Annotated in this window: 20 protein-coding genes and 1 pseudogene; 5 read left to right on the top strand and 16 right to left on the bottom strand. The window is 53.7% G+C overall.

The genetic code is table 11. From position 1 onward, the window contains the following. Nucleotides 1–66 precede the first annotated feature (66 nt). Nucleotides 67–1,710, top strand: coding sequence for a CARDB domain-containing protein (locus GEOBRER4_RS06840; RefSeq protein WP_185244770.1), 1,644 nt, complete (start codon nucleotides 67–69; stop codon nucleotides 1,708–1,710). Nucleotides 1,711–2,099: 389 nt separating this feature from the next. After that, nucleotides 2,100–3,365, top strand: coding sequence for a diguanylate cyclase (locus GEOBRER4_RS06835; protein WP_185244769.1), 1,266 nt, complete (start codon nucleotides 2,100–2,102; stop codon nucleotides 3,363–3,365). Between the two features lie 85 nt (nucleotides 3,366–3,450). On the opposite strand, the gene GEOBRER4_RS06830 is transcribed toward GEOBRER4_RS06835, so the two are convergent. The 3 genes and pseudogenes from GEOBRER4_RS06830 to GEOBRER4_RS06820 form a co-directional block, all read right to left on the bottom strand. After that, nucleotides 3,451–4,041: an LOG family protein gene (locus GEOBRER4_RS06830; protein WP_185244768.1), complete on the bottom strand. Its 591-nt coding sequence runs from the start codon at nucleotides 4,039–4,041 to the stop codon at nucleotides 3,451–3,453. A gap of 211 nt (nucleotides 4,042–4,252) precedes the next feature. Then, nucleotides 4,253–4,570, bottom strand: a complete 318-nt coding sequence (locus GEOBRER4_RS06825) for a hypothetical protein (RefSeq protein WP_226377915.1) — start codon at nucleotides 4,568–4,570, stop codon at nucleotides 4,253–4,255. 16 nt (nucleotides 4,571–4,586) lie between these two features. Further along, nucleotides 4,587–4,979: pseudogene (locus tag GEOBRER4_RS06820) on the bottom strand (hypothetical protein). Nucleotides 4,980–5,420: 441 nt separating this feature from the next. On the opposite strand from GEOBRER4_RS06820, the gene GEOBRER4_RS06815 reads away from it, so the two are divergent. Continuing rightward, nucleotides 5,421–6,866: an MORN repeat-containing protein gene (locus GEOBRER4_RS06815; RefSeq protein ID WP_185244767.1), complete on the top strand. Its 1,446-nt coding sequence runs from the start codon at nucleotides 5,421–5,423 to the stop codon at nucleotides 6,864–6,866. Between the two features lie 329 nt (nucleotides 6,867–7,195). On the opposite strand, the gene GEOBRER4_RS06810 is transcribed toward GEOBRER4_RS06815, so the two are convergent. From GEOBRER4_RS06810 to GEOBRER4_RS06780, 7 genes are all read right to left on the bottom strand, one after another. After that, nucleotides 7,196–8,209 (bottom strand): hypothetical protein, encoded by a 1,014-nt coding sequence (locus GEOBRER4_RS06810; protein WP_185244766.1) that lies wholly within the window; start codon nucleotides 8,207–8,209, stop codon nucleotides 7,196–7,198. A gap of 273 nt (nucleotides 8,210–8,482) precedes the next feature. Continuing rightward, nucleotides 8,483–9,004: a hypothetical protein gene (locus GEOBRER4_RS20035; protein ID WP_226377914.1), complete on the bottom strand. Its 522-nt coding sequence runs from the start codon at nucleotides 9,002–9,004 to the stop codon at nucleotides 8,483–8,485. Continuing rightward, nucleotides 8,955–9,551 carry a transposase gene (locus tag GEOBRER4_RS06800; protein WP_226377913.1) on the bottom strand — a complete coding sequence of 199 codons (597 nt, stop codon included), beginning with the start codon at nucleotides 9,549–9,551 and terminating at the stop codon, nucleotides 8,955–8,957. The genes GEOBRER4_RS20035 and GEOBRER4_RS06800 overlap by 50 nt, the downstream gene beginning before the upstream one ends. Before the next feature lie 506 nt (nucleotides 9,552–10,057). Next, on the bottom strand, nucleotides 10,058–10,489 hold the full coding sequence (locus GEOBRER4_RS06795; RefSeq protein WP_185244765.1) for a hypothetical protein: 432 nt from the start codon (nucleotides 10,487–10,489) through the stop codon (nucleotides 10,058–10,060). Between the two features lie 93 nt (nucleotides 10,490–10,582). After that, on the bottom strand, nucleotides 10,583–11,071 hold the full coding sequence (locus tag GEOBRER4_RS06790) for an adenosine-specific kinase (protein ID WP_185244764.1): 489 nt from the start codon (nucleotides 11,069–11,071) through the stop codon (nucleotides 10,583–10,585). A gap of 70 nt (nucleotides 11,072–11,141) precedes the next feature. After that, entirely contained in the window at nucleotides 11,142–11,552 is a 411-nt protein-coding gene (locus GEOBRER4_RS06785; RefSeq protein ID WP_185244763.1) for a hypothetical protein, read from the bottom strand. 206 nt (nucleotides 11,553–11,758) lie between these two features. Further along, the gene (locus GEOBRER4_RS06780) at nucleotides 11,759–11,920 is read right to left on the bottom strand and encodes an NADAR family protein (RefSeq protein ID WP_226377912.1); all 162 of its coding nucleotides are present in this window, start codon (nucleotides 11,918–11,920) and stop codon (nucleotides 11,759–11,761) included. A gap of 1,071 nt (nucleotides 11,921–12,991) precedes the next feature. Here GEOBRER4_RS06780 and GEOBRER4_RS06775 point away from each other — a divergent pair. Together GEOBRER4_RS06775 and GEOBRER4_RS06770 are read left to right on the top strand one after the other, a co-directional pair. After that, entirely contained in the window at nucleotides 12,992–13,354 is a 363-nt protein-coding gene (locus GEOBRER4_RS06775; RefSeq protein ID WP_185244762.1) for a SpoIIAA family protein, read from the top strand. 9 nt (nucleotides 13,355–13,363) lie between these two features. Continuing rightward, complete coding sequence (locus tag GEOBRER4_RS06770; RefSeq protein WP_185244761.1) at nucleotides 13,364–15,967, top strand: plasma-membrane proton-efflux P-type ATPase; 2,604 nt, start codon at nucleotides 13,364–13,366, stop codon at nucleotides 15,965–15,967. 40 nt (nucleotides 15,968–16,007) lie between these two features. Here GEOBRER4_RS06770 and GEOBRER4_RS06765 read toward each other — a convergent pair whose 3' ends face one another. From GEOBRER4_RS06765 to GEOBRER4_RS06740, 6 genes are all read right to left on the bottom strand, one after another. After that, on the bottom strand, nucleotides 16,008–16,472 hold the full coding sequence (locus tag GEOBRER4_RS06765) for a universal stress protein (protein ID WP_185244760.1): 465 nt from the start codon (nucleotides 16,470–16,472) through the stop codon (nucleotides 16,008–16,010). A gap of 334 nt (nucleotides 16,473–16,806) precedes the next feature. After that, complete coding sequence (gene nhaA / locus GEOBRER4_RS06760) at nucleotides 16,807–17,967, bottom strand: Na+/H+ antiporter NhaA (protein WP_185244759.1); 1,161 nt, start codon at nucleotides 17,965–17,967, stop codon at nucleotides 16,807–16,809. A gap of 193 nt (nucleotides 17,968–18,160) precedes the next feature. Then, nucleotides 18,161–19,027 carry a GNAT family N-acetyltransferase gene (locus GEOBRER4_RS06755; RefSeq protein ID WP_185244758.1) on the bottom strand — a complete coding sequence of 289 codons (867 nt, stop codon included), beginning with the start codon at nucleotides 19,025–19,027 and terminating at the stop codon, nucleotides 18,161–18,163. Nucleotides 19,028–19,051: 24 nt separating this feature from the next. Further along, nucleotides 19,052–19,837 (bottom strand): trehalose-phosphatase, encoded by a 786-nt coding sequence (otsB, locus tag GEOBRER4_RS06750; RefSeq protein ID WP_185244757.1) that lies wholly within the window; start codon nucleotides 19,835–19,837, stop codon nucleotides 19,052–19,054. Further along, nucleotides 19,837–22,095 carry an alpha,alpha-trehalose-phosphate synthase (UDP-forming) gene (locus tag GEOBRER4_RS06745; protein WP_185244756.1) on the bottom strand — a complete coding sequence of 753 codons (2,259 nt, stop codon included), beginning with the start codon at nucleotides 22,093–22,095 and terminating at the stop codon, nucleotides 19,837–19,839. The genes otsB and GEOBRER4_RS06745 overlap by 1 nt, the downstream gene beginning before the upstream one ends. A gap of 21 nt (nucleotides 22,096–22,116) precedes the next feature. Next, nucleotides 22,117–22,884, bottom strand: a complete 768-nt coding sequence (locus GEOBRER4_RS06740) for a 4-hydroxy-tetrahydrodipicolinate reductase (RefSeq protein WP_185244755.1) — start codon at nucleotides 22,882–22,884, stop codon at nucleotides 22,117–22,119.

The following is a 22,884-nucleotide window of genomic DNA, read 5'->3' as shown; positions in this document are numbered from 1 at the left end:
CACAGTTTCACCCTTTAGACTTCTTCTGAACTTTTTTTAACCAAAAGAACCGTTCAGGAGGAGAAAATGCGCACAGGAAAATGGTTCAGATCCGCTCTGCTCGCTTCTCTCACCGTTTCTGGCTTGGGCTTTCTGTCATCCTGCACTCCCTGCGTCACCTACACGCAGATGTGCGATTTGATCGGCGGGGCTCCGGTCGGCACGACGACTTCCTCGGGGAGAAACGTGGTCCTTGAGGATCCCGGAACCATCGCGGCCTATCACGGTTTCAGCTGCGCCGAATCGGACCAGCGGGGCACCGAGGAGGTCTTGAAACTGGAAGAGAGCCTGGAGATCCCGCGCTATGCAGGCAACGCCGCGGTTTTTCTCAACGGCTGGCGCATGAACTACCTGAGCAGCGACCACCACGTGGGAGGGCTCGGCACCATGATTAGCAATATCCGCCTGGAGGATAAGACCCTGAAATGGCAGGCGTCAGGAGTCCTTGCCGACAAGAACTTCGACGATGGCTACAAATGGTGCTATTTCTATACGGTGGTAGCATGGAACCCCACCAACCTCAACCTGGTCGTGGACCAGAAGGACGGAAGCTGCGATAACCGGACCCCCTCTGACGCGAACTTCTTCATAACGGACAACAAAGGCACAACCACTGCACTCTCCTCCTTTCCAAGCTTCCTCTTCAACCCTGATTTCGCCTCAGGAAAGACCGTTGCCATACTCCCACGCGGGTTCGGCTTCAAGTGGAGCTCCGAGTGCGACACGGATCACCATCTGCTTCAGATCGGGGTGAACCTGGACCATGGAGAGGCGTTCGTCGAGAACGAAATGAAGTACAAAAAGGGCTTTTTCCAGGATCTGACTCCGGTGCCGGTTCCCCAGCCCCCTCCTGCTGACACTGTGAACCAGGTCGACTCCGGATTTGTCAGCTGGGACACCTATGCCATCTTCAAGGACAACGACGGGAGGAGAGGCTACGGATTCGGGCACATGGCATCGGGGCTGGGAGGCAAGGATGTCGCCGTGATCCAGCCCCCTTTCTCTATCCTCCCCCATGAGGATACGGGGGTGTTCGGTGCGTGCCTTGGTGAAGCGTCAGGACTGCAAACGAAAGACGTCGCTGTTGAGAACGTCCCTTACGAGTACGCCATTCCCATGCTGACTGGGTGGGACATAGGTTGCGGCTGTGATGACGAACACGTAACCGAGGTAGGGACCTGGCTCGACGAGTTCCACTACGACAAGGCCCCCAACGCTCCCGCGGGAACCTTGCACTACAAGGTGTCTTCGATACTGAGGGACAAGGACGGCAGCCCCGGGCATGCGTACTCCCACAAGGTCTCCATCCTCGCGTTCAAGCCGACCGCCTCGGCCCTTGCACCGGATCTGATCCCCTTCAGCCCGACCGGCACCGGCCCACTCTCCTTCTGCAGACTGGAGCAGAACGGCACACTCCTGAGGGTGACCATCAAAAATCAGGGTAACGGAAACGCAGGTGCCTCGAAGACAACGGTTGTGTTCAACAACCAGCCCGTCACCCTCGACACGCCACCCGTTCCGGCTGGAGGATCGGTGGACCTTCTATTCGGGGTGCCGAGAAACTGCTTCAGCCCAGACTGCTCCTTCAGGATCACCGTCGACTCCGAAAACCAGGTTGACGAGTTATCTAACGAAGGGAACAACACCGTGGGCGGCGGGTGCCTCGGCTGACACCCGCTCACAGCGCCCCTTAACGGGAGCGTAAGCTTCCCCTGAAAAGAGACACTTGAAAGGTAGAGCTTTCTGGCATTATCAAAACGCCAGGAGGCTGCAATGAAGAAATCCAGATTCACTGAGACGCAGATTGTCTCGATCCTCAAGGAGGCCGATGCCGGGGTGCAGGTGAAGGACATAGGAACTGGAGGTTAGTTGACATGCAAAATTACTAGGTTAGATTAATAAAACCGCCTCAACTTTTGCACCACGGTTGTTCTCACAAAAAAGGTGAATCAACCGGAAACCAGGCAACGGCAGATTACCGCTCCATTATCGTGATCGGCAAAAAGGGAAACGACACAACCACCGGAAATAGCCCTTGCTGCTGGTATTCGGAAGTTAAGATGAAATTCAAAATGAAAATTACCCAACCGGGGGTCTATTCCTTTGTGCTTGCCTGTGGATGGTCCTTGGTCGTCGCCCTTTCATTGCTGGTGGATATGAGAGGGTATAAGAAAGAAATTCTGGCCATTGCCACTAACGTAGCGCGAGCGTACATCGACAAAGACATGCTCTTCCGTGACTGGAATACGATGCACGGTGGCGTGTACGTGCCGGTTACCCCGGAGAACCCGCCGAATCAAGACCTTCCTAAGTCAGTTCCCGAGCGAGATATCAAGACCCCTACCGGTCGTGTCCTTACCTTCATCAACCCGGCTTACATGATGCGTCAAGTGTATGAACTGGCCCGGAAAGAAAAGAAGATCTCGGAGCACGTCACAAGCCTTAAACCGCTACGCCCTGAAAACAAGCCCGATACCTGGGATACCCGTGCGCTTATTGCTTTAGAGGACGGCAACCAAGAAGTCAGCGAAATTGTAACTGAAGAAGGTAAAAGGTATTTGAAATTGATGCGCCCCCTCAAGGTCGAAAAAAGCTGCCTCCTATGTCACTCACAGCAGGGTTACAAAGAAGGAGATATCGGGGGAGGAATAACTGTTACCTTCCCGATGGAATTGCTCGAAGTTTCGATATGGGATGAGGAACAGTTGCTCATGTCAGGCCATGCATTCATGTGGCTTCTGGGACTAACAGGACTGTATGCCGGCTATAGAGGGTTGAGGCAACGTACCATTGAAAGGGATAAAGCAGAAGCAGAGCTCAAGCAGGCCAATGCTGCTTTGGAAAATTTGGCAACAACCGATTTTTTGACCGGAATTTACAACAGGAGAAAATTCGAAGAACTCCTCCACACGGAGGTGGCCGAAGCAAAACGCTTGGATATACCTCTCTCTTTAATATTTTTCGATATCGATCATTTCAAGAAAATTAATGACACGCTAGGGCATGAGTGTGGAGACACAGTTTTGCGGGAAATAGGGCTGGAAGTCAGTAAAAGGCTCAGGGAGATTGATATCTTCGCAAGATACGGTGGTGAAGAGTTTGTCATCCTGACCTATAATGACTGTAGGTCAGCGCGCAAGTTAGCTGAAAAAATCAGAACTGCGATCGAACATCACAGCTTCGCTATTGGGGAAAAAGTGACCTGCAGTTTCGGAGTTACGCAATTTTGCCATCCGGATACCATTGACGAATTCGTCAACAGGGCTGATTTCGCCATGTATGAGGCCAAAAAAAGTGGCAGAAATCTCATCGTTGAGAGGTCGTGAAGTAAACCTGCACCGAGGAGGTCAGCGTCGTTTTGTTTAGGTTTATCGCAATTGCTTTCTACCATAAAATTCATTTAACCAGACCTCAAGTCTCTGCAAATCCCAATGCCCACCCAACCTTGTCGAGATGAGGCTGCTGGAACCGTGACATAGCTTGTAACAACGCGTCCGGTTTAGCTGAAACCACGAGGGTTTCGACAGTCTCCGGCGGCGCAAACTGCTCTTCGATCATGTGATGGAAAAATTCAAGGAACCTGTGGTAGTACCCTTCAAGGTTCAATAGCCCGCAAGGCTTCCGGTGTATCCCGAGTTGGGACCAAGTGAGAATCTCGACGAATTCCTCGAGTGTGCCAACGCCGCCAGGTAAGGCAATGAAGCCGTCGGCAAGTTGCGCCATCAGCGCCTTACGCTCGTGCATCGACTCTACGATATGAAGATCGCTCAGGTGCTTGTGGGCCAGTTCCTTCTCGACGAGAAACCGCGGAATCACACCAGTCACCCTGCCGCCTGCATCCAAAACGGATTGCGCCAGCGCTCCCATAAGTCCGACTCCTCCCCCGCCGTACACCAACTCCATGCCGGCATCTACCAGTGAACGGCCAAGTTCGCGCGCGGACTCCACATAGGCCGGCCGCACACCGGGACTGGAACCGCAAAAGACACAAATTCGTTTCATGCACAAGCCTCCGATAAATTCGCGGTACGGAAACGCTCAAGCAGCGGTTGCCACTACTTTGCCCAGCTTGGATGGTGATTCTGACGGAGTATTTTTGTTGCACCCCAAAAGCCAGCCAGAAGTAGCAATACAAGTAATAATGTAAAATTATTTCCCATGCATGACACCCATAAAACTTGAGGCGGGCCCGTCCGCCTCAAGTTACTTTGAATCACTGTCTGTTTAAGACATCAAGAATTTTATTAGCCTCAGAGAGCTTTTTCTTGAGATTTGCCAGGTCTTTAGCATTGTACTTCTTTTCTCCTTTAGCTACTTCACTGTCTAGCCGGTTGATCTTATCTTGAATTGATTCAGCCTGAAGAGCACATCCCGTACGCCTTCCTTCGTGTCCATCTTCATGCTGCTGTGGTCGACCGCAAAAGCCGGCATCGCGCCAAACAAGCCAACTGCCATTGCTACTACCAATAATCTTTTCATACCCGTACATCTCTCTATTGATTCGGAGAAGATAGCTTCTTCTTTCGACCATGCTATTTTAACACTTATTATACTGTGTACAAGAACTTCGCACTACGGGTTTTGCCGTCTTTGAGCTGAAGTTTACACATTACGCCGTATTTGCCTTTTTTGGAAAAATCGAAATCTACTCCGAAGTGCCCCTGCATGCCCATCAGATCTTTGATCTGATCAGTCTTGTCCAGATTTTGAACCTTGACCTGACTTCTCCATCGGCAAGCGCTTTACCGGTTTTGACATCCTTGAACTCAACTGCGATATGGGTGAGTCTCCTTCATGCCTTTGGGCATTTCCATATCCATGGCCTTGAAGGTTACCTTCACACCATCGACCACTTCTTCATGGGCCACATCACCCTGATGGCTGCTATGTCCCATCTCATGACCACCGCCATGATCCATGTCGTGACCACTGTGGTCCATGGCAAATGCAACCGCGTTAGCCGTAGTGCAGCAGGTTCACACAGATAACAAGCAGCATAATGACTGCCGTTTATATGCCGTTGTATTTCCAGTGAGATTCATTGATCGTTCCAGAAGAAACGCGTATCAATGAGCATCAGGGAATTCCGGGGACATAATACTCATTTCTGAGCCTTTGGCGGCCGACCAGGATGACCTTTACCAAGGTCCCGTGGGTGACCTCGCAAATTCCTGACGCTTGACAGTGGGAGCTTGTAGAATACAGTTAACGCATTAAAGGGCTGTCGTTCTGTTGCTTGTGAAACTTTTTTCACCTGGTATGCATCTCTTCGATCAATGCGTCAGCTAAAGCTCTCATTCATACAATTTGGATAATGATTGTTATAATAGTATCTGGAGGTACCACTGTTAGTTAATCTTAAATACATGGAAGGACTAGTAATGGGGAAAATAATCAATATTTCACTCTTGTTGTGCATTGTTATTTTGTTGTTCTTTCCAGCTATGTCTCTCTCAGAAACCTGCACGCAAGGTAACTGCATCGATGGCAGGGGCACCATGACCTATTTTGATGGGGGGAGCTATGACGGTAATTTCAGAGATGGCAAGTTCGAGGGGCGTGGAACTAGACAATATACAGATGGTAGAATTTATGAGGGCGAATTTAAGAAGGGTAAATTTGATGGGGAGGGAACACTAACCTTAAGGAGCGGCGCGAAATACGTCGGACAATTTAAGTCTGGTGAGAGAGACGGCCATGGAATCCTCAATCTCCCTGATGGGAGAATGTACGACGGTGGGTGGAAGGATGATCTTTTTGAAGGGCATGGTGAAGAGACTCTTGCTGATGGTTCAAAATATGTAGGAGATTTCAAAAACGGTCAAAGAGAAGGACAAGGTGTTATGACTTTGTCCAACGGGAAAATACTAAGTGGAGAATGGAAAAACAACCGCCTCAATGGGAGAGGGATCGTAACTTTACCCAATGGCGAACGCTATGAGGGCGGCCTAAAAAACGGTGAACTTGATGGACAGGGGGTAATTTTATATCCCAATGGTGCAACTCGTTCAGGAGTATTCAAGTTTGGAAAACTGAATGGGAAAGGCTCCTTCAAACATCCGAACGGGGAGATGTATGAAGGAGATTACAAGAACGGAATACATGAAGGGTATGGAACCTTAACGCTATCTGATGGAACCACCTATGAGGGTGGATTCAAAGATGGTAAGTATAGCGGGAATGGAACACTCAAACTCTCTAACGGTACCCTGTATGTTGGAGAATTTCTGAATGGCACCTACGAAGGTAGGGGAAAGCTAACCTTCGCTGACGGCAGTGTTTATGAAGGCCTGTTCAAGGCGGGAAGAGCTGAAGGACAAGGAACAATGGTCTATGCAAACCACAACAAATATCAAGGTTACTTTAGAAACAGTTTGCCGGACGGGGTGGGGCAACTGACTTATGCAGACGGAAGCGTTTTCTCTGGCGAAATGAAGAATGGGAAGTTTGAAGGCAAGGGGGCGTTAGAATTTAACGACGGTCGAAAGTTTGCAGGAGAATTCAGAAATGGGCTTTTCGATGGTAAAGGCAAACTGCTGTTTCCACACCGTGGAACTTATGAAGGTGAGTTCAAAAACGGTCAATTCGACGGCCATGGAACTTTCACCCTTTTGACGGGTGTTACGCTGATCGGAGAATACAGAAGTGGTCAACTCAATGGCTCATGCCAATTTATCCTCAATGACGGAACAATCGTCAAAGGAGAGTATAAGAATGGAGTCGCTGATGGGAAATGGTCATACACCGACCAACGTGGCATGACAAAAGAATGGGATATGAAAGATGGTATGCCGGAGGAAATCACCCGCTCGCTACAAGGAATCTAACAATTTGTCGGAGCAAGTACAAAGAAAGCCATGCAACAACTTTAAATTGCACAGTTTTTCCCTCACCCAAGCAAACCATTAGATAATTAATGAAGCTGACTTGAAGTGGTCGAAGCGAGAGAGGAGAATCCGCTATGAAGCAATAAAGGCGAGGCGTAAAAGCTGGAACCTGTTTGCTGAAGCAGCATTGGGAGCACGAAAACGGGCTGAGTCGACAGAGCAGCCCGAACGCCTCTCCAACGGGCTGATGAAGCAGTCAAGAAGGATCTGTAACATGGCGAGAGCCTCGGTGCCAGGGCCTGAAATGTAAGGTGTGAGGTTGAGGTGATTCATTTGCGGAGTTGCACACGTGTTGAGACAACATCCCCAGCCCGAAAGCCGCACTCAACATCGGCATCAGTCCATATGAAGTCCATGTTCTTTATGGGGAATTGAACACAACCCTGACGTAAGGTGACTCGTGTATCGATGAAGACGGGCTTATCGTCGCTGAATACCTCGTTTACAGCGGCGAGATTATAGGCGTTATCTATTTCCGGAGCCCACTTGAATCTGACAGGCTGATCCGGCTTAGATGTCATACTTTTATCCAAAGATTTGTCGATCGCTCTCCAGCACTTTGCAACGGGTGCAGGAAGAGAGGCCATCTCCTTATCTTTTGTTTCCTTTTCGCTCTTTGCTGAATTTTTCTCCATCAATAGACCAATGGGCGCCCAGACGGGCATAGTAACCAGAGCCCCGAGGAAAATATAGACATCCGCAACAATTCCCACAGGCAGCAAAGCCCACGCGGCTGGATGGGGCTGCCGGCGTTCACTTTTCGCGACAAGCCCCATGGCATCGGAAACAGCAACACCCTCCAGTGCCGGCTCCCCAAAGGAGCCATAGGAGACCAAGAGCGTACAGGATGGATAACCGTTACCGGACAACGGTAGGCGGTCTGCCGTCACCCAGTTAGCACTCTCCTGCTGGGCGATCTGGAGTTCGTGAACGGAGTCATTGACAAAAAAGCGTGCGGTATCACAGCCTACAGGTAAATTGCGTCGTGGGATGATCAAAGTCTCCTTGCCTTGGGGGGGCGACTGGCTCGCGCCCCACCATCTGGTGATTTCGTACGCGTTACCCTTGGTGCCCAGAGCAAAGACCCCAGCGTCCTTAGGCTCACCCTTGGCAGTAGCTTCGACCCAAGAGGCGGCCAGACATCCGGTCAACGTTGCACTAAGCAGCGCATAGATGGTCAGGTAGAACGGAATCCGAAGTGAGAATGGAATTGTTCGTCGAGACAATAGATGTATCCTGATCTTAAATAAGTCCCACTGTGGTATTGCCATCTTCTCTCTCATCCCGCTTCCTAAGCCATCACAAACCAACTCCGGCTACAGCGCGAATAGCTTTGGCGGGTCATTCTCTAAGGACTGCCCCACCTTCTGTTCTTTATGCGCACTGCCATCGGCTTATCGGGCACCAAGGAAGGAGTATATCTAGAGCCAGCTTGTCCTCAACTCCGTGTGAAGTGAACCGCAGAAAAACCATTGGCCACGGATAAAATCTGAGAGGAGCGAAAAGGGCCTGCAGTGGTAATTCGTTGACACTCCGATCCTTGCCGATGGTTCCCGCTACGGGTTGTTGTAAAAAAGAGGAACGCTCGCGCCCAGACCTTGGACCACGCTGGTGCAGGCGTTGCGGCTCTCCAGCTTGTCCGCACCGAAACGCTCTTCGAAGAGGCGCGGGATCATCAAGATCCGCGAGGTGCCCCCGGTAGGAACACGGTGTCGATCTGATCTCCGGAGGCCTGGGGAGGCCTGGGGGTCAGGTCTATTGTATTCTTGAGTTTTGTTGTTATTTCTGGCCATGATGCGGCTCACCGTTGAGTAGTGCAATTGCAGATAATCAGCAACTTCTTTCTGGTCATATCCGTGAGTTTCTACTGCCTCGGCAACCAGACGATCACGCAAATCCTTATTTTGTCTCGCCTCGTTCGGAAAAATCTGCTCCAGAGAAGGGCGATGCAGGAACCGTTGGCTCTTCGGGATCTCCGTGAGTTCTTCTATTCCTTTTGCTGCGTCGCTGAATTCATCGACGAAACCCTCATCGCCTAGGAGAATTTGCCTTGACACCTTCCCAGATAGAACTTCCACCTATCCCGTCTTTGACAAATTCCCGGTACCTCCGTTTGGCGTTTTCCGGCTGCTCTCCGAATTGCTGTAAAATCCAGTCGGTTGTCAGAAAAACGGCGGGCGTTGTCAGATGAGCGGTTCCACTATAACTGCTCCATTGCCATCCTTCTGGCTTGTCTGTCATCTTAGCCCTTACGGGGTTTAAGACCACGTATCGACACGCTTCCAGGAGATGCGTTTCCTTCTCGATCAATATTGCTTTGTACCTACCTTGGGAAATATGCCCCACCCTATTGTGGTTCCAGTTGAATTTATGTGCATACACGCCATTCAAATGGCGCATTCCTTTACTCAAAGTGCCGTCAACGGTTTCAACGATAAGGTGGTAGTGATTTCCCATGAGGCAGTATGCGTGACATCGCCAATTAAAGAGATTGCAGCACCTTGAGAGGATATCCAGAAAGATGGCCCGATCTTTGTCATCACGGAAAACATCTTTCCGCTCATTTCCACGGGAAGTGACATGGTAAAACGCACCAGGAAATTCTATGCGTAAGGGACGAGCCATCGTAAGAGCCCTCCACTTTGATCTTACCTCAAGGATACTGTGGAAAATTCAAGAATAAAGACCTGACCCCCAGGCTTCCGCGACTTGGGCTTCGGTGCGTGCTGGCTGCCACCCTGGCGAATCTGCTCAATGCCACCATTGCAGGGATTTTGTTTGCGGGATGACAGTTTGAGGCAGACATCGCAGGCCCGTCCCCCTCACCTGTCCCTCTCCCGCCTGCGGGCCGGAACCCTGCGGTGGGCGAAGACCCGGAGGGAGAGGGGATTGTGGAAGTCGCCAGCTGAAATTCAGGCCAATTGAGCGAATTAAAAGCCGGCACACCTCGCGGTGGCCGGCTTAAGCTTTCTATATGCGGGTTGTCGTCACTTTGCTAGAGCGTCGGGAATTCAGGAGACATAATACTCATTTCTGCGTCGCCGATACTGGGTTAAACTCGAAGCCGATTCGCAAAACGGTCGGCTCAGTCAAAATGGGAATACTCGATCAATAGGTTCGGCCTAACCTTTTCATTCTCTACATTCCACCCAACCTAAGCATCCTGATAGTGGATTAGCAGCAAAGTGCTCATAGAAGATAGATGAATTGCTACTGTTTAATTTAACTGAGCATTTAGTATCGCCTTCTGGAATCCAGATTTTTGTCTTGGATCCATTCGGCTCAATGTTGCAAGGGAAGTCCCCCCATTGAGTTATATCCGCAGCATGCTTGTTCCACATCTTCCACCGCCTTGGAAATAAGCCCTCGTCGTCGCCTGCAACTAATCTCACTTCTTCTCCATAACTCATATCAAAGCAATCTGCGTACGCACAATAGCCAGTCATAGTGCTACCAGGGTGATAAATTTGGCAGACCAATTGTGGATCAGGACATGCAGCGAAAGCCAGCACTCCTGCAAGCATAAAATAGACACAAAAGACAAAAGATATAATTACTTTCATAATATCCTCCTCACAATATTGACTGTTTCAAATTCACTTTTTTGGGCTGAGGGGCCAGACACCCGGCTCATACCTGATTTGGAGCAGCACTATTCAGCATTTGTAACCTATGCGCCGCAACAGGTCGCGGCGTTCCTGCCGGTCCTCGTCCGTCTCCACCCCTTTGGGCGGCAGGCCATCGATTACCCCGAGGATCCCCCACCCCTGAAGCGTGGAGGCAACGATAACCTGGAGCGGATTTGCCGTGGCGCAGTAAATCCGGCAAACCTCCGGGCAGTTCTTGATCTGGTTAAGCACGTTAATGGGGTAGGCATCGCGCAGCAGGACGCAGAAGACATGACCGGCGCCGATCGCCTTCAGCGCCTGCACGCATCCCTGGACCAACTCTTCGTCGTTCCCCTCGGTCCTTATCAGGCAGGGACCGGATGCCTCGGTAAAGGCAACTCCGAAGCGGGCCTTTGGTACTGTCGTGGCAATGATCTCGTACAGGTCCTCGGCAGTCTTTATGAAGTGTGTCTGGCCTAAGATGATGTTGCATCCCTCGGGATACTCAATTTTCACATCATGTATTTCCACGTTCATGGGTTCCTCCCGGACAAGGCGAACAACCAGCGCCTCGATCAGTGCCAGCGTGCTCAGCTCTCACCTTCATCTAGTGAATCAGGATCCGGCTGATGTCATGCGCCGAAATCTGGTAAGTTCCTTCACCCGTATCTCCGTAAAAGACGGCACTCTCCCGTACGTTGAGCTGGAGGCGGCGTCCGGATTTTAGCAGCAGATCGGCCTGCACCGTATCGCCACTGGCAGGGCCGAAGCCGATTTCATTCAGGTCGTGGAAGAAGACATTCATCTCTCCAGCCCCTCTTTTCCCTTCAAGGAAGACCTTGCCGTTCATAGAAAACCTGGTCAACTCGATTCTCACTCCCGTACGGTCGGTAAGCTGCACCTTGAGGTTCTCATCCGTTTTGGGCACCTCTCCTTCCGGTGCGCCTCCCAGGCTACCCATGCCCATCAACAAGGCAGCTGTTAAAAGGACCAGCGCGGCTTTCACTATGTTTCTCATACCGTCTCTCCTTTCAAACTCAAATTGAGTACAGGATAGCACCGGACGAGGTTATGTAAACCTTTTGAATTCACAGAGATGTACAAGAACCCGAAATGACAGCGCCCCGACAGGCGGGGCACATGTTGAACCTATAAGAGATCGGCTGCTGCATGAAACTGGGAACAGTGGTCAGGGAAGAATGATTGTTACAGGTGAATATTTGGCTACGCCTCTAGTGCTTTTCTGATTCTGGAACGATTTGCCATGAGGCGGCTGCAAAACTCGTCTTCGGTTAAAACTGTTTTCCTGGGATCCTGCTCACCGATGCTGTGAGTAAGAACTTCCTCGCCGGTAGCCAAAAGATCGTCGGCAAACTCAGCTGACAACAAGGCAGCCTCAGGTTGCTTGTTCGGAGGGCGGGAACATCATTTGAACGCGTTTGGCAGATTAGAAAACAGGTTTATGCGTGGGCGATGCCCTGTGGCTACAGTATCGCGGACAGGATGTCTGGGTACCACGACCCGAGAGATGCGCGCCATCGCCGCAGAGTACAGGAGTTATTTAATGTGTCAACATTTAACAGGTATTGTGTCCCCGGAAAAGGAGGGAGGAGGGATAGGGAATGCGGACAAACAAAAAGGCACTTAGCTAATCAGCCCAAGTGCCTTTGATATGTTTTGGTTGCGGGGACAGGATTTGAACCTGTGACCTTCGGGTTATGAGAGCAACCGACCGTTCTCACCCACTTAAAGAAAACCAACAACTTGCTAAAATCTCGAGCGGTTAGCCGCTCACTGATGATTTACCGTGTATCACATGTTAACCATGTTTGCAACACTTTAGGGTACAACACAGGGTACGAAAAATTGTTTCGAAGGCTACCGAAAAACGAAATCCAGATGTCAATTAACCTACCATAGGCATTCTTCGACTTCAAACTGTAATGGCCCGATATTTTGAAAGAGATGGGTCGGCCTTGGACGCCGATGTTGGGTCAATTTTCAAAGCCGATCGACCTCCCGTCAAAGAGCACCGCCTTGGTAGCGCTCGTGCGCACACCAAATCCCATCGTCATCATCTGTCTGTGCCCCATCAACTGCGCCAGCGCAGGTGCCGTATTTTCGGTTGCCCGTGCCAAAGGTGGTGACCGTTACACCATGGCCTCAACGGGTCGACCGGTTGAGCGGGCACCATGAGGGTCCCTATCAGCATTTGCCCAACTCTCCGGTTAAATTAGCGTCCGACAAAGATACAGCCCGTCGCCGCTACGACATCACATCAATTCAGAGAAAGTCACAGGCGGTCCTGCGACAACCGCCGCTTTTGGCAGCGCAGGACGCCGCGTTCATACATGACCGGGGACTTTGCAGGCCGATATTGGGTTAAAGTGTGACGCCGAATCAATACACTGATGGTAGAATATTACGAAGGAAGCAGTCTAAGATCAGGAGGCGATCATGCTGGTGCGAATCAACGAACTGCCTGACGATATGCTCGAATTTGAGGCGAGGGGAGAGGTGACCGGGGCCGACTATCGGTCGGTGCTCATTCCGGCGGTTGAGGAACTGTTGGCTCGGCAGATTAAGATACGGTTCCTTTACCACTTGGGGCAGGAGTTCACCGGGTTTGAAGCTAAAGCCATTTGGGAGGATGCCAAAGTTGGATTGCAGCATCTTGCCGCCTGGGAGCGGGTGGCGGTGGTCACGGACGTGGGATGGATCGCCACGGCGGTTAAGGGGTTCGGCTTTTTCATGCCCGGACAGGTCAGGATTTTCTCTAACGACGACCTGAAACATGCTCGGCGCTGGCTGAGCGAATAGAGTGGCGCCATGGCCAAGAGCACCGAATCATTTTCGTCATTATCCGTTGAGGAGACCCTGCGAGAGTTGCGGACGGACAGGGCCAACGGCCTCTCATCGAGCGAGGCAAGCCAAAGGCTGAAACTCTACGGGTACAACGAAATACCAGAAAAGATCGAGTCGCTGGGGCATAGGCTACTGAGGCGTTTCTGGGGACCGATCCCGGGGATGATCGAAATCGCCGCGCTTTTGTCCGCGTTAGTCGCCAAATGGGACGATTTCACCATCATTCTGGCTCTCCTGATGACCAATGTGGGGATAGACTTCTGGCAGGAATCGAAGGCCCTTAACGCCCTCACGGTACTGAAAGAGAAGCTGGCCAAAACGGCCCTTGTACTTCGCGACGGCGGGTTCCAGACCATCGATGCCAAGAGCCTTGTGCCGGGTGACATCGTCAAAGTCAGGATCGGCGACCTGATTCCAGCGGACATAAAACTCATCGCGGGGGATTACATCCTTGCGGACCAGTCGGCGCTTACTGGTGAGTCTTTGCCGGCAAGCAAGAAGGAAGGTGACATAGCCTACGCCAATTCAGTGGTGAAACAGGGGGAGATGCTTGGCGTCGTTACCAACACCGCGCTAAACACCTTCTTCGGCAAAACAGTGGCGCTGGTCGCTCAGGCGCAGCAGGAAGAGAAGAGCCATTTTCAGAAAGCGGTCATCAACATCGGCAATTACTTGATCATTCTTACCGTCTTCCTTGTGGCACTCATCCTGTTCACCGCGATGTTTCGCCACGAGAACATGCTGGAGATCCTAAGATTTGCCCTGGTCCTGACGGTCGCCGCGATTCCCGTGGCAATGCCTGCCATACTTTCGGTGACCATGGCGGTGGGAGCCATGAACCTTGCCAAGAAGCATGCGGTAGTTAGCCGTTTGGTCGCCATCGAAGAACTTGCCGGGGTTGATATCCTCTGTTCCGACAAGACCGGGACCTTGACGCAGAACAGGATGACCGTCGCGGACCCGTCGCCCGCCAAGGGCCATGACCTGAACGAACTGCTCCTCTGTGCCGCCCTCGCCTCCAGGGAAGAAAACGAAGACCCGATCGAGCGCCCCATCTTCGACCTGCTCAAGGCCAGTGGCGGTACCGAACTTGCTCAATACAGGCAGATATCCTTCACTCCGTTCGACCCGGTGAACAAGAGGACAGAGGCTGTTGTCGAAGCGGGGGGCGAGCGTTCCGTTGTCACCAAGGGGGCCCCGCAGGTGGTTTTCTCTCTCTGCGATGAGCGTCTCGAGCACCTTGAGACAGCGAGGCGGGTTGAGGAATTCGCCGAGAGCGGTTTCCGGACCCTGGGGGTTGCGAGGAAGCGGCCCGAGGAGCAATTCTTCACTTTCCTTGGACTCATCCCCCTTTTCGACCCACCCAGGGAAGATTCGCGCAGCACCATTGATGAGGCCAAACGTCTCGGCATCGATATCAAGATGGTCACCGGCGACAACATCGCCATAGCCAGGCACATAGCCGAGGAACTCGGAATCGGCGCTGAAATTTCGAGCGCGCAGGAACTGAGTGGGGCAAGCACCCGGGAGTTGGTTCTTTTGGGTGAGGTGGTTGCGAAGGCGGTATTTGGGAAGCTGTCACCCGACGTGAAAGAAGAGGAGGCACTGCGTTTCGGGAAGTCGGTGGCGCAGGCCCTTGAAAGGGAATTCGGAGCTTTGGCTTTGCCCAAGGGATACGTGCACAGTCACGAATCGGAGATCATCACGCTTATCGAAGGTGCCGACGGATTCGCCCAGGTTTTCCCCGAGGACAAGTATCTCATCGTGGACAAACTGCAGAAGGGAGGCCATATCGTCGGCATGACCGGCGACGGAGTCAACGACGCTCCCGCCTTGAAAAAAGCAGATGCCGGCATAGCGGTCTCCGGAGCGACAGACGCGGCACGGGCCGCGGCCGATCTGATTCTGCTCACACCAGGACTATCGGTCATAGTCGAGGCGATAAAGGGGGCGAGGATCACCTTCGAGAGGATGAAAAGCTACAGCATCTACCGGATCGCGGAGACCATCCGGGTGATTCTTTTCATGACCGCTTCGATTCTCATATTCAACTTCTACCCTGTCACCGCGATCATGATCATCATACTGGCGTTTCTTAACGACATCCCTATCCTCGCCATAGCCTTAGACAACACCAAGGCTGATGATCGGCCGATCCGCTGGAATATGACCGAAGTGATGACCATAGCGACGGTGCTCGGCGTCCTGGGCGTAATCGCGAGTTTCGGTATCTTCTACCTAGCCAAACTCTATCTGAAACTCCCCCCCGACGTGGTGCAAAGTTTCGTCTTTTTAAAACTAGCCATCGCCGGTCATCTCACCATATTCGTGACCCGTACCGAACGCCGGTTCTGGCAACCGCCCTACCCGGCCTCACTGCTCTTCTGGGCGGCAGTCTCGACCAAGATGGCGGCCACACTCTTCGCGGTCTACGGCTGGTTCATCGCACCCATCGGCTGGGGCTACGCCCTGCTGGTCTGGGGCTACGCCCTTGTCTGGTTCTTCATTAACGATTTGGCCAAGATCGAGGTCTACCGACTGCTGCGCAAGGGGCGGGTAATCGCCTGACCCTCTCCTCGCTGCAGCATATCGTCGCTCATCGTTTCCCCTATCCTACCGGACGCGGCTCATGCTTCATGAGGAGGATGGAGCAAGGCAGCGTCCTGATCAGCCCGTGGTTATCGGGGAACAGCAGGTTCTCAAGACGGGACTGCTCGTGGGCTAGGACAACCAGCAGATCGACCTTCTCCTCCCGTACTATCCTGGTTATCTCGGGGAGGGGATCACGATCCGTCACCAATCCGGTAACCGACAACGTTGTCGGCACCTCTTCCCTGATCACCCTCTCCAGATCCTCCCGGGGTTGCTCCTCGATGCTGCTGATCGTTTTGTATTTTTCCCCCTTGATGAACAGACTCGGCGCGTTCAACGCCTCCTGGTCCACAGGATTTGAGATGACCCGCAGTACGAGGAGGTCGGCCTGGAAGCATGTAGCCAGCATGCCCCCGTAGCGCACGGCGTCCCGCGTATACTGGGAAAGGCGGTTCACAACGAGAATTTTCGCGAATCTCATGGCTTTTCCTCCGAAAGTACAATGGAATGAAGACTCCGTACCGGCAGCCTCTCCACTCATTATACGCTTTGCGCACACTTTGCTGAATTCATTAGTCCGTAGCTGATGTAGTACATCGCATAATAAGTTGTCGATCGTCATCCAATTTCAACCCAACATCGGTATTTTGAGACTCACCTCTCAATCTGTAAAGGCTCAATAGTTCATAGGGGGGGCACCGTGGGGACGCCGATACTGGCTTAAAATTCGAAGCCTTTCCACAAACATGGATGTCGATACTGGGGCAAAATACCGTTTAATTTGGGCAACGTATTGTTTAAAAATTAGCCACAACCTATGTTGACTGTCGGCTCAACAACATGAAGCCGATGGTACCGGAGAGCACGGAAGTGAGCAAAATGCTGAGCTTAGAGCTCTCAACAACTGTGGAGTCTCCGAAAGCAAGCAGCGTGATAAAAATAGACATTGTAAATCCTATTCCGCCAAGAAAACCAACGCTGATGATATGCTTCCAGCCAACACGATTCGGCAACTTTGACAGTCCTGCTTTAACTGAGAGGTAGCTAAACAAGAATATTCCCAACGGCTTGCCTCCCAGTAAGCCTGCTATAATGCCTAGACTATTGGAAGTCGCAAGTCCTTCTGCCCAGTTTCCAGTCAACGTGATACCTGTATTGGCTAGAGCGAAAATTGGCATAATGAAAAAGGCAACAGGCTTATGTAAAAAGTGCTGTAGCCTATATGATGGCGAATTGTTCCGGATTTGCCGGAATGGAATAGCAAATGCTAACAAGACCCCGGCAATGGTGGCGTGGACACCAGACTTGAGCATAAAAAACCACATGATGCCACCTAGAATGAGATAAACAGAAAGGCGATTTATGTTGCAGCGGTTTAGCAGCAGGAGTAGACCAAATATCGCTAAAGCCAAGGTAAAATAAATCAATGAAAAGTCTGTCACGTAAAAAACAGCAATGACTATAATAGCGCCTAAATCATCAATGATGGCCAGAGCTGCCAGAAAAACCTTAAGCGAAGTTGGCACTTTGTTTCCCACTAGGGATAAGATTCCAAGTGCGAAAGCGATATCCGTTGCCATGGGGATTCCAGCGCCGTGCACTGTTGCTGTCTCTCGATTGAGGAGGAAGTGAAACAGTGCCGGTGTCGCCATGCCACCAATGGCTGCGGCAATCGGTAGCAAAGCGTTTTGTCGGTTAGATAGTTCGCCAACATATATTTCTCTCTCGATTTCCAACCCGATCAGCAAGAAAAAAATAGCCATAAGTCCGTCGTTGATCCAGTATTGTAGGCTGTGTCCAAGAATTTCATAATGCCACGTACCAATATACAGGGACCGACCGGATGAATTTGCCATTAGTATGGAAAAAACGGTGCAAACAATTAGCAGAACTCCTGAAGTTTTTTCGCTCTCGAAAAAGTCGAAAAAAAGTCCCGTAATTTTTTTGTAATTTTTCCTTACAACCCTTGCCACCATTTTTACTCCACAATAAAATATATTAAGGTTATTGCTGCCTTTGCACTACAAATATGGATTGCTCAGCTGTATGTTAATTTCAAGCATATATGAGGTAAATTTTCAAAAACGTTTACCATCAAAAGATATTGCGCGTCCCTGTTTAAAAAGTATGATCTTTTTGCTTATGATCGCACCTTCCGTCCGAATTTTGTTAAAAGAGGGAACTCCATGCCAGAGCAGGATCGTCAGCAAGGCACTTGTGCCAGACGTTAACGCTCTCCGTCGCACCGTAAATGTAGGAATTATTGGTAAGGGTTCCCCCGAAATGGTACCCCCCCTTTGCAAAGGTAATGTTAATTCCGGGGGCGTAGGCGCGCACGGTTGACCACAGCAGCCTGGCGCCGCAAGCTGCAGAAAGTTCCCCTATGCGCTGCAGCAACAGCAGGGCGAGTCCCTTCCCCCGGTGCTCGGGCAGTACGACGAAGTGAGCCAGTTCTGCCGTGCCCGTTGTCGGATCGAAGATCGCTGCGCATGCCGCAACCAGAATGCCTTCGATCCACAGTCCAAGGAAGAGGTCGCCCCGCCCCAGGAAGTTGTGGAGGAAGATCGGATCGTCCACCGCTGCTGGCTTGGCAACTCCGACCCTGCGGTACAGCGAGACCACGTCGCCGATCTCGGAAGGTTCCACTAACCTAAGAGCTCCACCTTCGGGTAACGACACCGGACCTGCCAGAGAATGCATCTCGGTGGCCGCCAGGATTCTACTCAAAAGTAGCGACATCCTTTCAGTGTCTTGGGCTTCGCCGAAATGGCGGACGAGAAAACAGGCAGTCTCCCCTTCCCCGTAAAAATGTGGGATGGCGGCCTCCAGCCGATACCCAGCGCCGACGAAGTGCCGGACGTGGGCGGCGGGGACCCTGGCACTGACATTGGTGTACCCACGGGAGCTGGCCAGAAGTTCCAAGTGACGGATGACACCCGGGGCCTCCTCCGGATCCAACAGGGCCAGTGTCGCCCTACGTGCAGCCGGATCATGCTGCACCAATGAATTGCCAAAGATTTCTACGTGCTCAGCCATAGTTCCTCCTATAGTGGTACCCTTTCAGCCGTCACAGCACTGTGCCTCGTACTCACAGTTCTCAAGGATGCCTACCATGGAATTGAGCACCCCCAGTAGTTCCGACTGCTGGTTCAGGTAGTACGTTGCCGCCGACAGCTCGTTCTTGCCGACGTGCACGCCGAAGACGTCGCTGCGCGGCAGTCGGAACACCTCCTCGTCGGTCTCGTCATCGCCAAAATAGATCGCCCTGCTGCACCCCAGTTCCTCCATGGCGGCCGCCAGCGCCTCCCCCTTGCCGCAGGCCTCCGCTGGAAGCACGTTGACCACGAACTTGCCGCCGATGGTGCGCGGTTGCGGCTGGAGATCACCGATGGCCGCCTGGATCATCGCCAGCGCCCGCTGCGGGTCGTCGCTCTTGCGGTAGTGCAGGGTGAGCGACTCCCCCTTGAACTCGATCTCCACCCCCTGCTCATAGAAGAGGGCTGTGTGCAGCCGGTCCCGCCACTTGAGACAGAGCTGGACGTGCTCCCAGCGCCGTCCGCCGCTTAGTCCCGGCCACTCCGCTCCGTGGTTCCCGATCACGAGGTGCGGCTGGAACCCAAGGATGCCGATGGCGTCCTGACGCGACCTCCCGGTTATAACGGCGACCTTGGCCAGCCCCATCAGCCTCTGCAGGGCGTTGCGCACGGGCTTGGCGACCCGGGCCTCTCCGTACTCATCGACGATGGGCGCCAGGGTGCCGTCCAGGTCGAAGGCAAAAAGGGTGTCGGGTGCCACGTGGTGCGTGAAAGCGGCGAGTTCTTCACATTGGAACAGGTAACTGGGCATTACTGGTCTCTCCTGATGCGGGCCGAGAGCTTCTCGCGCTGGCGTACGCGCGCCGCGTCGAGGAGCATGCGTCCGGCCCATCGGTACACGTTGAAGTCGCGCACCAGGGCCCGCATGCTGCGCATCCTCTCGCGCTGCTCGAACTGCGGCATGGTGAGCGCGCGGAAAATGGCCTCCGCCGTCTGTTCGATATGGTAAGGGTTAACGATCAGGGCCTCGTGCATCTCGTGGGCGGCCCCGGTGAACTGGCTCAAGACCAGCACCCCCTGGTCGTCGTCCCTCGCGGCCACAAACTCCTTGGCAACGAGGTTCATACCGTCGTGAAGACTGGTTACGATGCAGACGTCGGCGCCGCGGTAGTAGCGGTTCACCACCTCGGGTTCGTGGTGCTCGGCCTTGAGGAGGATGGGCTGCCACCCCTTGCGGGAAAAGCGCTGGTTTATGCGCTGGGCCAAGGTATGCACCTGGGCGTCGAAGGCCTGGTAATCATCCAGGGCGGAGCGGGATGGCGCGGCGATCTGCACGAAGGTGAAGGCACCCACCAGTTCGGGGTGCTGCTCCATGAGCTTCTCCACGGCCCGGAAGCGCTCCAGGATGCCCTTGGTGTAGTCGAGGCGATCGACCCCGATGCCGACCAGGTGCCCGGCCCCTTCCCCCAGTTCCCTCCTGAGCTCCTCCCGGCACTGCGCCACCGGGGGCTGCCGTTCCTGCCACGGGGGGGGCCACTGGATCGAGATCGGGTAGCTCTCCACCATGGTGAGGTTCCCCCCCCGGCTGATGGTGGACGATTCATGCTCAATGCGGGTCTCTAGGTAGCGGTCCACCGTCTCCAGGAAGTTCTTGCGATGGAACGGGGTGTGAAAGCCCAGGATCGTCGACCCCAGCATCCCCTCCAGCAACTCCTCGCGCCAGGGACAGATGCCGAAGGACTCGGGGTTGGGCCAGGGGATGTGCCAGAAGGTTATGATGGTGGCCTTGGGGAGGGCCTTGCGGATCATGCCTGGCAGCAGGGCGAAGTGATAGTCCTGCACCAGCACCACCGGGTCGTCACTGTCCGCCTCCCGCACCACGGCATCGGCGAAGCGCTGGTTCACCTCCTGGTACTGCCGCCAGTCGCTGGAGCGGAAGATCGGGCGGACGTGGGCGATGTGGCACAGGGGCCAGAGCCCCTCGTTGGCGAAGCCGTAGTAGTATCCCTGCTCCTCCTCCCTGGTGAGCCAGATGCGCCTCAGGGTGTACTCCGGGTGGTCGGGCGGGACGGCCACCCGGTCCTGCCGGTCGGTGACCAGCTGGTCCGCGCTGCCGCTGCCATGGGCGATCCAAGTCCCCGAGCAGGCGCGCATTACCGGCTCGACGGCGGTGACGAGGCCGCTTGCCGGGCGGTGCACCTCGATACCGTCCCCCTTTTTGCTGTGGATGTAGGGCTCTCGGTTGGAAACGACGATGATCCGTTCGCCGGTCAACTGCTTGTGCAGGAGGTTGCGCAGCGCTTCCGGACTCCAGGTGACGGTGGCGTCGTCGGCGAGGCGCCTTTCGCTGTCCATGGCCCGCAGCAACGCCCGCAGGTCTCCCACCAGCGGCTGCAGTTCGGGCTCGACCGTCGGCTGAGAGAACGGCCTCACGATTCCCTCCCCCCGCAGCATGGCCCGGACCCCTTCCAGCCAGCCGCGCCAGCTCAGATGGGCGACGAAGACGGTAATGGCGGAAACCATCAGGCCGAGCAGCGCAAAGAAGGCGATGATGTAATTTCGGGTATCCTCGCTGCGGCGCTCGACGAAGCTCATGTCGTGCACCAGGATCAGGGACCCCGCCCCGGCCGAGGGTATGCCGACCGGGTGCACCGCCACGTGTACCGCCCCCTGGGGGAGGTGGAGCACCCGCCCCTTGTCAGTCTCCGCGGCCGCAGGCGTCGGGCAGCCGAGCGCCTCCGGGAAGGCGGGGGTCTTGTACAAAAGCTTGCCGCGGCGGTCGCAGTACCCCAGCGCCAGAAGCCGCTCGTCCTGCACGGCCCTGTTCAACAGCGACCGGACCTTGGCGGCGTTCTCCTGCTGCAGCAACTCCACCAACTGGTCGTGCAGGGTGTTGGCAATGAGGCGCGACCGGATGTCCATGTCGCGCATGAACCAGTGCATGGTGAGCCGGTCCACCAGGGGAACCACCGTGACGGCCAGCAGCCCCAGGGCCACCGCGAGCGGCACGACGAACCTCAGGGAGAGCCTGAGCGATTTCAGGGATGTGCTCGATATCGCCTTCTTCATAGCGCCTCGCTGCGGCCGCCCCTATCCAGCTTGGGCCGGTCCCGCGTTGAAATAGGGGATCATGAGATCCTCCATGCTGTAGAGCCCGACGCTTTTGCCGTACAGGTGCTTCGCGGCGAAGAGAACGCCGTTGCCGAAGGCCTCGCGGGTTATCGACTCGTGCTTTAGGCGCACCGTCTGATAGGGGAAGCCGAACAGGATCTCGTGCACCCCGATGATGCCGCCGGCACGCACCGTCTTGATGACCTCGTCCTCAAGTCCCAGTGCGGTGGCGATTTTTTTCGCCGTCCCCGACACCTCGGGCTTTGCCTTGAAATGCTCTTCGACGATCTCGATGTCCGTGTGCGGGGCGATGCTCTTGAGGATTTTGGCCGCTATGATCAGGAAGTTGATGCCGATCGTTATGTTGGGCGACCATAGCACCCTGGTCTTATGAGCCAGGTATCTCAGGTATGCGACCGTTTGCGCGGAGTAGGAGGAAATGGCGCTCACGACCGCCACGCCGCGGTTACGCGCCGCTTCCCCGTAGTAGTGGACTCCGTGCTCGGATGAGAAGTCGATGATGACGTCCACGGGGAACCTTTCCAGCAGTTCCTCAGCGTCAAACTCTTCCGAGGAGTAGATGTAGCCCGGTTCGTCCGAGTCGATGCCCAGAAACTCCGGCACCGATCTGTGTTCCAGGTTGTGCGACTTGCGCACCACCCATTGCAGGTTTGTTTCCTTGCTCTGCAGCAGCACCGACGCCACCGCCTTGCCCGTCTTGCCGAATCCTATAAGTCCTACTTTCAT

This window comes from Citrifermentans bremense, assembly GCF_014218275.1.
Lineage (GTDB): Bacteria > Desulfobacterota > Desulfuromonadia > Geobacterales > Geobacteraceae > Geomonas > Geomonas pelophila.
The sequence above is the reverse complement of the archived record's forward strand: the minus strand, read 5'-3'. Positions and strand labels throughout refer to the sequence as shown.